The organism is Fimbriimonadaceae bacterium (genome assembly GCA_019638775.1).
Taxonomy (GTDB): domain Bacteria; phylum Armatimonadota; class Fimbriimonadia; order Fimbriimonadales; family Fimbriimonadaceae; genus JAHBTD01.
Window position 1 is genome coordinate 1 of sequence record JAHBTD010000025.1, and the last position, 12,554, is coordinate 12,554.

Annotated in this window: 12 protein-coding genes; 7 read left to right on the plus strand and 5 right to left on the minus strand. The window is 51.1% G+C overall.

Annotated elements, in window-relative coordinates; translation table 11 throughout:
• Positions 1–168: 168 nt before the first annotated feature.
• Positions 169–390, minus strand: a complete 222-nt coding sequence (locus KF784_18015) for a DUF433 domain-containing protein (GenBank protein MBX3120958.1) — start codon at positions 388–390, stop codon at positions 169–171.
• A 680-nt stretch (positions 391–1,070) separates the two neighbouring features.
• On the opposite strand from KF784_18015, the gene KF784_18020 reads away from it, so the two are divergent.
• Entirely contained in the window at positions 1,071–1,718 is a 648-nt protein-coding gene (locus KF784_18020) for a hypothetical protein (GenBank protein ID MBX3120959.1), read from the plus strand.
• A 72-nt stretch (positions 1,719–1,790) separates the two neighbouring features.
• Entirely contained in the window at positions 1,791–2,993 is a 1,203-nt protein-coding gene (locus KF784_18025) for a TonB C-terminal domain-containing protein (protein MBX3120960.1), read from the plus strand.
• Between the two features lie 309 nt (positions 2,994–3,302).
• On the opposite strand, the gene KF784_18030 is transcribed toward KF784_18025, so the two are convergent.
• Positions 3,303–4,420 (minus strand): IS3 family transposase gene (locus KF784_18030; protein MBX3120961.1). Its coding sequence is split into 2 segments (ribosomal slippage): positions 3,303–4,168 and positions 4,168–4,420, totalling 1,119 coding nucleotides; the frame shifts between segments, so codons are not numbered across the junction.
• Between the two features lie 350 nt (positions 4,421–4,770).
• Here KF784_18030 and KF784_18035 point away from each other — a divergent pair.
• Positions 4,771–5,463 (plus strand): DUF2441 domain-containing protein, encoded by a 693-nt coding sequence (locus KF784_18035; GenBank protein ID MBX3120962.1) that lies wholly within the window; start codon positions 4,771–4,773, stop codon positions 5,461–5,463.
• Between the two features lie 96 nt (positions 5,464–5,559).
• Here KF784_18035 and KF784_18040 read toward each other — a convergent pair whose 3' ends face one another.
• The 3 genes from KF784_18040 to KF784_18050 all read right to left on the minus strand — a co-directional run bounded on the left by KF784_18040 (position 5,560) and on the right by KF784_18050 (position 9,559).
• Entirely contained in the window at positions 5,560–6,411 is an 852-nt protein-coding gene (locus tag KF784_18040) for an HNH endonuclease (protein MBX3120963.1), read from the minus strand.
• A 93-nt stretch (positions 6,412–6,504) separates the two neighbouring features.
• Positions 6,505–8,670: a hypothetical protein gene (locus KF784_18045; protein MBX3120964.1), complete on the minus strand. Its 2,166-nt coding sequence runs from the start codon at positions 8,668–8,670 to the stop codon at positions 6,505–6,507.
• A gap of 163 nt (positions 8,671–8,833) precedes the next feature.
• Positions 8,834–9,559 (minus strand): hypothetical protein, encoded by a 726-nt coding sequence (locus KF784_18050; protein ID MBX3120965.1) that lies wholly within the window; start codon positions 9,557–9,559, stop codon positions 8,834–8,836.
• Between the two features lie 259 nt (positions 9,560–9,818).
• Here KF784_18050 and KF784_18055 point away from each other — a divergent pair, with 259 nt between their 5' ends.
• The 4 genes from KF784_18055 to KF784_18070 all read left to right on the plus strand — a co-directional run.
• Positions 9,819–10,064 carry a hypothetical protein gene (locus KF784_18055; protein MBX3120966.1) on the plus strand — a complete coding sequence of 82 codons (246 nt, stop codon included), beginning with the start codon at positions 9,819–9,821 and terminating at the stop codon, positions 10,062–10,064.
• A 145-nt stretch (positions 10,065–10,209) separates the two neighbouring features.
• Entirely contained in the window at positions 10,210–11,217 is a 1,008-nt protein-coding gene (locus KF784_18060; protein MBX3120967.1) for a replication initiation factor domain-containing protein, read from the plus strand.
• 42 nt (positions 11,218–11,259) lie between these two features.
• Positions 11,260–11,574: a helix-turn-helix domain-containing protein gene (locus tag KF784_18065; GenBank protein ID MBX3120968.1), complete on the plus strand. Its 315-nt coding sequence runs from the start codon at positions 11,260–11,262 to the stop codon at positions 11,572–11,574.
• 94 nt (positions 11,575–11,668) lie between these two features.
• Positions 11,669–12,554 (plus strand): site-specific integrase (locus tag KF784_18070; protein MBX3120969.1); only part of this gene is annotated, 886 nt, incomplete at its 3' end.

Genomic DNA, 12,554 nt, shown 5'->3' on the forward strand with positions numbered 1-12,554 from the left:
GAAGCAGAGCCAGCGCTCTGCTCTTGCGCCCAGGCGAAGACCTGTTCATCGGCCTTCCCGGGCAATCCCACATCGCCGGTGCGAAAGGCCGTCTTCGTCGGCCGCAACAACTTCAGCCGCGATGCGATAGACTCGGGAACATTTTGAGGGGACAGGATGGTCAGGCGGTCAGGCACGCGGAATGACTTTCGCTTCGTCAATCACCTGACTGGCATACTCAAGCGCGGCAGTGACATCGTGGGTCGTCAGCCCGGGGTAGGCGTCAATAATCCCGGCTATGGTATAGCCACCGGCCACCATGCCGAGGATGTTCGTCACCCTAATGCGGGTGCCCCGAACCGTAGGCTTTCCGCTGCAGATGTTTGGATCGACAACGATACGATCATCCACCACGCTCTCCTCGCCGGCCCGTCAACTGCATCAAACGCTATGCTCATACACCTAGGCTGTCAAGAAAGCCCTCAACGGCATACTGGGAGAGGAACTGCTGCAGGCCAAGAATCGAGAGCACCAAGGCCTAACAAGAGAAGGCCAGGGGTTTGCGCAGGAACACCAATATGAGCCCGCTTGCGCTGGCTTGCTTTCAGTCCAGAATGAAGGAGACGTGGAGCCGGCGAGTGGAATCGAACCACCGACCTGCGGTTTACGAAACAGGCCAGGACAATTTTTGAAATGCTCGGTGTATCAAATGGTTTCCCCGTTTTAACTGCGAAAACAGGTACTTGCGTGCATTCTATTGATTCGATGGATTCGAGGGGTACAGGTGGGTTTTGAAACTTTTTAGCACAAATTTAGCACAAGTTTGATGAAGGTCTTTGGCTCGGACACAGTGGGATTCGCGATTCACAAACTCTCTAGCGCCCATCATACTGGGTGACTGCTGCAGTTCCCTCATGTTTTCGCAGAGCTACCTCCGCGACGCAAAGAATCAAAGAATAGTGGGTAGCTTCGCAGCCACGATGCTTCTCAGTACCTTCCTTGAATACTGTCGGCCTCCAGACTAAAGTATCCGCCGCTGCATTTCCCAACCACTAACCATTACTTCCCCGCATTAAGTAGAGGAGGCTACCGTGGCAGAACGGCGTGACACATTGCACATTGCTCTCTTGATGATTTTGGGATACGCAAGCATCTCGCCACTTCCCCTATGGGCTGAAAGTCAGAGCAACCCCGCCTTATCCGCTCCTCCAGCTGAGAGTCATGACCAGGCCGAGATTCGGAAGGAGTTTTTGGCTAAGGTTGCTGAAGCAAGTTCTATAGCGAGAAAGAAGGAGGCTTTGATAGAAGCCTACACGCAAGAGGCGTATCTTCGGAACAAATTGCAGGACCACCTAGAAAAATTGGAATCGCAAACCACATCACTGCGATCAGCGGCAGTCTCCCCTAGTCCAGGTCAGCGCTATCAGCTACAAATCTTTCTTACTAGAACGCGTGAGTTTCAATATAGGTTAACCCAAAATCACTTTTTGATGGATACTCTCGTCGCGGAATACGATGTATTGTCACGGATGGAAGAGCTTGAGGGCAGCTATAGATCCAAAGGAATAACCAAAGCTGACTTTGCAGTCGAAGATCGGAACCTGAGGGAACAATTAGCTCATATCCATGCTGACCGCCAAATGAATTATTTTAGAGAAGATCTGGTGGTTGAGCTTGTTGAGATTGAAAGGCAGATCTTGAGCATGAGCGAAAGCCTACGTTCGAGTTCCGCACGATAGGAAACACGTCTGGAACTGCTGGCTAAAAAATAAGGACGTGTTGTATTGAAGACCAATGAGCGGGATGTGCGCATGAAAAAGATCACCACTAGTAGGCCTTCGGACAGGCAGGATTTATCGCTTCTAAAGTGCTTCGTTACTTTATTTGCTGGTGCGATATGGGTTTTCGCTCTATCGGTCGCTACCGAAGAAACTTCCTCTGCTGTTGAGGGATCCTTAGAGCAGGGGGCACCGTGTAGCGTTGCCGATCTGCTCCCTCTTTTAGCAAGAGTTCAAGACCCGGAGCCGGTACAAAAGCTCCGGTATTTGGCCCAGGTCCAGACTCGAATCAGAGGATTTTGGTCGGGGGCACCCTTCGGCAAGAACAGCCCAGTGAGGCCAGTTGAACTATTATTCCGCCTTAATCGAGATGGTCGCATAGACAAGATTGCAATCACAAAATCTTCTGGGGACGATTATTACGATATGGCTGCCCTGAGAACCGTGCAGAGCGCTATACCTCTACCCCCTATGCCGCCTGATATGTCTGAAGACTATCTTAATTATGGGTTAACATTTTCTCCGGGCGAAGAAAGAACTCTTCCAAGCGAATTTCGAGAGATTCTTTTAGACAATCAAAAGCGCCGTGAAAGAGATCGTATCGCCGCGGACATCAGGCTTTCGACAAACCCTCGAAACAATGCCTGCCGAAATCATCTGGAGGCCTCGTTCTTGATCGTTCAAGACATCCCAGACACCCAAGAAGAGCTGGATACGCTTCACCAGCTGCTGAGAGACCTACCAGCGGCAGACGAGCGAATGGCGGCCTTCGAAGTGTGGGACCTTCAGCCCATGGCCCAGCACCTTTACCAGAGGATCATCAATAAAGAGGAGCAGATTAAGAAAAGACTGGCTGGCGTCAATCGAATGCAACAATTTGAAGTTGCGTGTGAGCAGATAATAAGTGGGGCCAAGTTTCCCTTGCACTTGCGGAATGAATCCGTCAGTTCGACTCGGCACGAGACTAAAACTCTTGGACGTACATATTGCACAGCTGTTGATGGAGGGGGAACGGTTGATTTTCGCATCACCGACGATAAGTCCTCCGTCGCAAGCCTTTCGGTGAAGACAATCAAACGCAGTTTTGTCGTAATTTTTAAGAAGAAGATGAACGAGGATTTGACTGAAGCATGGGTTCCTGTCGAGGTTCAAACACCCTCGGACAGGAAGTTAATAGACGGTGAATCTAGCACCTCCTTTATGGATCGATTGCCAGAGCTGGTTAGCAATAAATAGCTTCTCTAGTTCATATAGCACCCTGACGAATCAGGACAGGAAAATTCTGAAACGCTCGGTGTATCAAGCGGCTTCCCCATTTTTTGCAAAAACAGGCACTTGCAAGCATTCCATTGTTTCGATCGATTCGAGGTGTATAGGCAGGTTTTGAAAATTTTTAGCACAAATTTAGCATACCGACATGGAGTGGGGTAACCGTAGGCATCCCACATCTACTGCCGAACATACTGCCTCCGAAATTCATCATCGATCTAGACACAAGCGGCCATCGCGGCCGCTCAACCCGCGCTCGGAGCGTAAGCTCCCCCGTCAAGGCGACACTGCCAATGGAGAACTTCGGGCTTCAAGATTGGCTCGATACGTGGCTGGCGGCAGGCCGGCCAACGCGTCATGGGGCCGCTCCTCATTGTAACTCTGTAACCATTCCTCGGTGATCTCCCGCACCTGTTCGAGTGATTCGAACACATAGGCATTGAGCACTTCGGTGCGATAGGTGCGGTTGAATCGCTCGATGAACGCGTTCTGATCCGGCTTCCCGGGCTGGATGTACCACAGTGCGATCCCGCGTTCTGCGCACCAGGTCATGAAACGCTCGGCAATGAGTTCCGGACCATTGTCCAGCCGAATCGCCTGCGGTCGTCCACGCCAGGCCACCACTTGCTCCAAGACGCGAATCACGCGTTCGGCCGGGAGCGACGTATCAACCTCGATCGCCAAGCCTTCCCGCACGCCCTCATCGAGCACGTTGAGGGTACGGAACCGGCGACCGCCGTAGAGCGTGTCGCTCATAAAGTCTACGGCCCACGTGGCATTCGGCTGGGGCACGACGACCAACGGTTGGCGCAGCCGAACTGGCAGCCGCTTCTTGGTCCGTCGGGGCAAATTTAGCCGCAACTGACAGTACACCCGCCAGAGGCGCTTATGGTTCCACGGATGGCCGAGGTTCCGCAGCCGATCGCAACACTTCCAGACCCCCCACCGACTCTTGGCCGCCACGAGCGTGGTCAACGCCGCGATCACCGACGCATCCCGACGGGCCCAATCCACGAGCGGCCGATAGTACGTGGCCCGATGCAATCCCACTGCCCGACAGGCCCGCTGAACCGGAAGGCCGTTCACCGTCACGAGATGCGTGACGACCTCCCGCCGTTCAGCAGGCCCTAGAGCTTTTTTGCGATGACATCCTTCAGGGCCAGATTCTCCAACGACAGATCGGCATACATCCGTTTGAGCCGACTGTTCTCGTGCTCCAGCTCTTTGAGGCGCTTCACATCCGACGCCTCCAGCCCCCCGTATTTGGCCTTCCACTTGTAGTAGGTGGCGGAGCTGATGCCGTAGTGCCGCCAGATCTCATTGACCGGCCGGCCAGCATCCGCTTCTTTCAGGATCGACACAATCTGCGTTTCGGTGAACTTCGACTGACGCATGGAAACCTCCTGGCTAGGGTGACGATTGTGCCAGAAAGTTCTCCTTATTAAGTGTCGTGGTTTACGGGGAGCTTACGGGAGCACCAGCCATTTATGATACCGCAGCGGCCATTTAAGAAATGGATGAGACCATTTAGTTTGTATGCGTCAATGCCATGGCGGCGATCAACCCTTTGAGCTAAAATTCGACTCTTCGTATTCTTTGTTGAAAAAGTCGGCATGAAAGTTTTGGCCCAACCGCAGGTCTGGGTGGCATTGCAGGACGCGAGAACCCGCTGGGAATCGGTGGGTGGTGAGCATCCGCACGTGATCAACCGGCCCTCACAAGAATGACTTGAATAGGGACACGCATGCTCGAGAACATTTCCGACGGAACGTTTTTCCATCTGAATTCGAACGCCAACGGTTCTCTACATTCTCCCATGATGGTCGGCGACATCGTTCAAGTGGGCAGTAAGTCGAATCCCTTCTTCGCATTCTTGGAAAATCTCTCCTTGACATATCAAGTGACCAATAGTGAGCGAGGCACTGTTGAGAACATACCAGCTTTAACGTTTTTGCGACGCGTTGAGGGGAAAAACATAACTACATCCGCTTTACCCGCCATAGCCTTCCACACCGCTAAATGTTTTCTTCACCTCGCTCGCGAAATGTATTGGGAGAAGGTGAGGCACGAAGAATTTCCGGAGGCACCGTCACGGCAGCGAGGTATCTGGTTAGTGAGGACCTATGAGGATGCGAAAAGGTGGGCGAACCATATGGGATGGCACCCTGCAGTATTTCGCATTGTGAGAGTGACGGCGTCAGGTCGTGCGCTAAATACCGACGGAAACCGTATACCCGACAACTGTGAACCTCTGGCTATATGGCATGAGAAGGCTCAGGCGTATTGGATGGGAAAGGACTCGGATCAACCACTCCCGGAAGTACTCTTTGAGGGCACCCTGCGAGTGGAGGAGATCATGCCGTTCAGAGATACCGGCAGTGACATTAGTGGGGCGGGAATATCCGCAAAACCGAATCCTGAGGCCATACTAGAATAGACGAGAAGTCGGCAGAGGGAGTGGATCGTGGAGTAGTATCGATACTCCGGCGAGTCAATCTATGGTTAAACTTGACCTGATACTTTGCAAGATGCATTACGAAGGAATTAATGTTTCCAGAGGTCTGGACTCCCCTGATTTATGAATCATGGCGTGACAATTAGCGCACACTACAGCGAGATCAGCCAGGTTCGAACTACTTCCCTTGTCTGGCATTGAGCCCAATGGCTTAAGATGGTGAACATGCGCATAACCCATTCCCAACTCACCGTAGCGCTTACTGAAATCGAAGCCACAGCGGGGAACTTCGCATTTCAACTTACCTTTGTTCAAACTCAAGACTTGACGGATTTTGGCGCGTCTTAAACGATGCTCACGTGATCGATGTACAACAAAGCGGCGCTTCAGAACCCCTTCGAACCCATCGAAGTCAGAATCCGTCTCTATAATATCTTTTTTCTTCCTCACCTGTAACCGTGACAGATTCGTCAATAGCTGGTTAAATTCTTTGCGTAATAAGGGATACTCCTTGCCCTTAGTGTCTCTTCTCCATGCCCAACGACGTAAACCCTGGCCACTAGGCCAGTGGCCTAGCGTCGTACGACGCTGTGATGGAATTAGAATTGCCTTATTGCACACAGCTACCGCCCAATCATCATCCATCTCAACTCGTGCATCGACATAAATCCCAACAATCTTAAGCTGATTGCTCTTCCTGTTACGTGCAACAAAAACAACATTCAGTCGTTTACCACCTAATTCACCGCGACCGATTCCGCAACGGTAAAGTCCGTCTTTATCAGGATGGAATGCGGAGGCCTCAGAAATAACTGCTGACGGTCTCTTGAAGTACGAAAAATCCCCTTCAATAGGTTCGGTACCGTCATAACGTTCTGCCCATCCAATGTAAACGAACAGGATCGATAATTCGACTTGCTTGAGCCTCATTCCATGCACCATTGATGACCTACTTCGATGTTAGAGGAGGACAAATATGCATCCCTCGATCGGATTAGTACGCATTTTTAGGATATTACGAACTTATTCTCCTGATATTTCCGCGTCGGTTTTCATTTCACACGCTTTTAGCCATGCGCTAACAATCTCTCGGGCCGCAAGGGAATCACCAGACCAATCAAAGGTCTGTATACATTTTTGAATATTTTCGGTTGGCACAAAATTGACAATCCCTTCTAAACTGGTTTTTCTGACCTCCCCGCGATGACTCGTCACCCATGAACTAATAAATGCTCGAAGTATATTAAATAGCCCATTTTTTTCAGACATTGTCCTTTCCATCCACGCCTTAGAGTCGTCGGGGTCAATCCTATACCAGTCAAAAAGTATCCAGGTCATCCTAGGATGGTTAAGTAATTTGCCGGACTTTGCGACCTCGCAAATTTTCTCCAAACATATACTTTGTATTTCAGATGCGAATTCACGAATGCCTGCTGCTGAGGAACTCAACCCTCTGGCGATGTGAAAAGAAAAGAAAGCAAGAGGCAGAATAATTCCATTCGTTTTCTTGTAAGCGTCCAGGATGGCAGCATCACTATTGTAGGCTGTCATTATTGAATTGAGGAGTTTTGCTGCTCTCCTTTCAGGCGATGCGATTCTGTAGTTTGTTTGCACTTCTGAAAGTAGTTCGCCGAGATCAAAGAGCGCTGTTATAAATTTCCCAACTTTAGCCTTTTCCAGATACTGTAAATTTGCCTCCAGTCGATCGAACAATATGTCAAAGAGACCTTTATCTATATATGCTTTGAACATGTTGACCAAAAGATCCTCATCGCCTGCTTGTCGGTACAGCGCACTTATCTCTGCCTGCGGTATATCAGTACTCGGTATATCAAAGTAAAAGTATCGATCGAAAATAACCGGATCGCATATCCTTAGATTTTGCAATATGGACTCGCGAGTTTCGTTTGTGTAGGTAAAATCAAACTTATTTACGCTAAGGATAGGGAACAACCCTCTCAGCATACCCTCTACATGGCCACGGTTTTCTGGTCTGCTAGCACCTGAGATCTGACCGAGAAGCAACTCAGTCTTTTCAACTCGGCCATCTTCACCTGAAGTACTTTCAACGTCCTTGGTCACGAGTTCCTTTGCAGCATGAAGCGCGTGATAAACTCCTGGTTCGAATACCGCAAAGATTTGAACGGCAATTAAATCAACAGGGTTGATTTCGGCGATCTCGGCATTTCTAAACATACTCATATAAAAGGCTAAGTTCGAAATTAGCTTATTGATCTCGCGCACACTTCCAAAAAAATACTTCGCGCCATCAAGGAAAATGCCATCCCACCGTGGGTATTGCGCTTGAAATAGTTCATCAAGTGAGTTTTTCTTAACCAGATCCCAAAGCTCTAACTCCAGAAGCTCTTTCAGCTTGCTCGGCTCAACCTTGGGCACTTCAAAGCCAACTTGCACTATCTTCTCCATATAGGCGCGTCCGCCTTCAAGAGATGATTCGACATAATCCCTGTGAAAAAGCATCAAGTATGTCACGTTAGGAAAGTCGCCGTTTGCCTTAACAAGTCGAAACAAAAGTCGTATTTCATCAGGAATCAAGCGGTCGATATCGTCAAGGACGATCAGGAGCGGCTTTTTAATCGCTAGAAGGCTGGCAGCAAGTTCGGCCTTCTGAACTTGTAACGGTTTATCTGGTTCGGAAGAGGCCTTCTCTAAACCCTCAGCACCTTCTTTGGCTAAATCAATTGCTTCTTGGAATGGCCTCAATACAGGCTCTGCTGGTATCCCCCAAAATGGAGCTACAAACCTCACCCCCTTGAGAACCGTACTTCCCAACGTGAGTGCCATAGCATAGTTTTTGAACAAGGAAACTCGCTTTTTCCCTTCCGCAGATGAGTCAGCTTCACCTAAAGCTAGCGCAACCTCCGAAAAAAATCCCATCGTCAGCTGCTCTTGTCCAGACCATTGCCATGGGTTGAATTCAACGACAATGGGGCATGTGGCTTTCTTCTTGCTAAGTGAATCTAGAATCATATTCTTGATCGAAGTCTTTCCGCTTCCCCATTGACCATACAAAGCTATGCACAAACTATCATCGCCTTTCCGGCCTTTTATAGCAGCGGCCATAGACTCGGCGAACCCCTTCCTGCTCAACTTGTCTTCACGCAGTCTACGTATGGCCTGATCGCCTGAAAAGATGCTTTTTCGACTAACAGCAGATGACTTTGACATTTTCATTCCTCTATCAACGCAGGACACCCCGAAATGACATTCCTACTAGTGCTGCTACAACGATTACGCTAACTGGGCTCACGTTCCGAAAGAAGTCTAAGTGGATCAACGTCTCAATATTTTCTGCTCCACGTAAAAAGAAAACAAACCGCAATAGGCATCACTAATTACGGGTATGAAACTCCGGTGTATTAAGGATATGTCTAAGCATAACTTCGCTCTTCCCTAACACTTCTACCAATCGAAGTAAAAATGTTAGCAATAGATTGAGACCAACATATAATTCAGCAGCAAGCTTGTATATTTCCATCGGATCGATGTTTTCAATCACTTCCATTTGTTTCCCGGCGTCGCGGTCCCTGTGCGCCCCTGCAAACGACCGTAGTTGCTTTAACAGTCTATGATTAGATCGCAAAAATGTATTAAGTTTGCCGCTTATGACCTTCAATTCTTCATCAGCGTTATTCCATACAGGTAATGCTTGCAGAGTTGTACGGAACTCTTTTCCAAGCAGTTGAGGCAAATCTTCGGCGGATTCGTAGAGAATCACGGCAAGCTGTCTGGCCGTAAATCTCTTCTCCCAGGTTCGGTAGGCCACTGCGTAATGCCTGCTAATAACGGCGATATCATAATCGAGAACGAACACATACAAACTTACGTTATAAATTCGTTCGTAGTGAAGTAGCCCTCGCTCTTTTGCCTCTTTATGTTTTGAGTGGATCATGGAGATGACCTTCTCTCTCGAGGGCAATCTCTTTCTTTCCTCTCTGCGCATCCGTCTGAGTTTCCACCACATCACAGACCTGACCACTACTTCACCCAACCTCGATACAAGAGGACCAAATTTGTCTAATTCCTCCGGTGTCATCGAGCCTAAATTCTTCGGCATTACTTTGACTCCATCAGTTAGCCTCTAAACATTCTTGGAAGTATTCAGCAAGGATAATGGGAGAGGGCAAAACATTGTATCCGAGAATCGTATGAGATGCCTGCACGGCAACCCAGACAAGATAGCTTCTTACCGTTTGGCCCAAGTGCCAAAAGGCAAATCAACCCGCATCCCGCTATAGCTACCCTCGCCACCACGCCATTGACCCTCACTAGATTTGTAGTATACTATGTACTACATTCACATAAGGGAGGATCCTATGACAGACGAAGCAAAGACAGAGACACTTCAATTCAAAGTCACCGAACAAGAACGCAAGCTCATTGAGAAGTGCGCTCAAGACGAAAGCACGACCGTCTCCAAATACGTGCGTGGCGCCGTGCTCATGAGCCTGGTAATGGATGGGAAGGCTGAGGCCATCAAGATTGTGGCCCGAGAGGTCGGAGAGAAAGCCTTTGGGGTCGTCCGACAGAAGCTTGTTCGACCGACACAGGAAGGACGCTAATAACAGTGCTAACCGTCTCCCCATTAATGGACAAAGCCGGTCCGCGCCGCATGCCGCCAGGCTGCGGGGCGGAGCGGAATGGCCCCCGTCTTGGTAACACGGGGGCGCTACCTACAGCGCTCAGTACAGGAGTTCGATAGGTTCCATGGATTCTGGCTTCACCCTCACGATTGATTGGCTGGCCTTTACCGTCCTAGCCAGTAACCCCCAAGAGACCATGCGGGTATTGGGTGGAGACTGGAGTAAGGCTAAAGGTGGCTTCCGAGGCTATCCCTTGTCCTGGATGCGGGTGGACGGCCTGCGCGGAGTCGGCAAACTGGGTACGAATGCCCCTCGTCGTCCGAACGAAATCCATGTGGATCTGTCGGGCGGCCTGGCGTCCGCCCTGACACTGGATCAAATCCGCAGCCTGCTCCAGTGGGTGCATAAGCAGCAAGGACATGTGACGCGGATCGACTGTGCCCTGGATGACCGAGCGGGCACGGTGCCGGTCCCGACCATTCGAGAAGCCGTCGCTGCCGGTCAGTGTGTGACTCGGGCGGCTCAGGTCCGGCATATCGTCTCGAACCTGACGCATGGGACCGGAGCGACGACGGGCGAGACGATGTACTTCGGCAGTCCGCAGAGTCAGACCTTGCTGCGGATTTATGACAAACGGCTCGAACTTCAGAGCAAAGGACAAGAAAACTGGCAGGAGTATGGGACTCGATGGGAATTAGAGCTCAAGAAGGACCGGGCCGAGCAGTGTGCCCGAGCATTGGCCACGTTAGACGAAGCCGATTGGAAGGAGTTGGTAGTCGGCCTCCTGCGATCGTATGTGGACTTCCGGCAGATCCCGAAAGATGCCGAGGATGAAGAACGGTACCGGGCTCCCGTGTTGGAGTGGTACGCCCTCCTGACGGAGGGATTTCAGAAGGGGCGATTGGCCCAGGAACAGCAGGTGCAGACCCTGCAGAACGTAAAACGATGGGTGAGTGACACCCTGACGCCGATGTTGGCGGTCATTTGTGCCACCCCTGGAGGGGAAGAATGGCTACTGAACGAAATTGTCAGGGGCATCTCCAGGTGGAAGGACCGACACCGGAGCTTGCTCAAACAGCCCAATCGGTTTCACACATCGTCTGCCGGCGACCACGCGGGCAGTCCATGGTAGGGGGACTGGGGGTGTCGAGAGACTCCCCCGGTGTATCTGCATATGCTCACCGTCAAAGAGCTCTCGGCCTGGCTCAACATCAAACAATCCACACTCTATCTCTGGGTTTCCCAAAATAGGATTCCTTGTCGTCGCATTCATGGCCTCGTCCGCTTTGAACCTGAGGCCATCCAGGCATGGCTGAACGGCTTCGCTGCCACACCCACTCACAGGCCTCCTTGCGTGTCCCGGCGTAAAGCTGGTGACGTAGACCACCTCATTGAAGCGGCTAAACGTGCCGTCTATACTTCCCGCCACGGGGAAACCAGACCAACAGCGAGCCCTCTTGGAAAGGAGAACGATAATGGGGCTCGTTAAGCGAGGGAATATTTGGTGGATGAATATTGTGTTTCAAGGGAAACGAATTCGCCGGTCTACAGGGTCATCGAATCGAGCCTTAGCGGACGCCATCATGGCGAAAGTCAAAGTGCAATTGATCGAGGGGCAGTATTTCGACCGGGCGGAGGAACAATCTCGGACCTTCGCGGAATTGATGGATCGTTTTGAGCGAGAACATCTCGTGAAATTGGCCAGCCGACAAACCGGGCAAGCCTTCCTGAAGCGTTTCCGGGCCTTCTTCGGAGACCGGACGCTTGGCGAGATTACCCCCAAGCTGATCGTGGAATACAAAAGTCGACGATACGCCACTGGGGTGAAACCGGCCTCGATCAATCGGGAGCTGACCTGTCTCAGAAAGGCCTTCAGCCTGGCGAAGCGAGAGTGGGAATGGTGCCGAGACAATCCCGTCAGTCGCGTGTCTCTGGAAAAGGGCGCGACGAAACGAGATCGGTGGCTGATGGAGGATGAGGAGGCGCGCTTGCTGGATGCCTGTCCGTTGTGGCTACGCGAGCTCGTGGTGTTCGCGCTGCATAGCGGGATGCGGTTGGGCGAGATCTTGTCACTGACCTGGAACGGCGTGGATCTGTTTCGGAAAACTGCGACCGTGTTTGAGTCCAAAAACGGGGAGCGGCGGACAGTGCCATTAAATCAGACAGTCATGGCGCTCCTGACGGAGAAGGCCAAGGTGCGGCATATCAAAACCGCGCTGGTCTTTCCCAGTCTCGCCGGGACACGGTTAGATCCCAACCATTTGCGACGGGCGTTGCGGCCTGCGATGGCAAAAGCAGGGGTTGTGAACTGCCATTTCCATGACCTCCGCCACACCTTTGCGACGCGGCTGGTCCAGGCGGGAGTGGATCTCTATAAGGTGCAACGGCTCCTTGGGCACAAGTCGCCGTTAATGACGCAACGCTATGCGCATCATTACCCGGAAAGCCTGCGAGATGGAGTGGAGATTC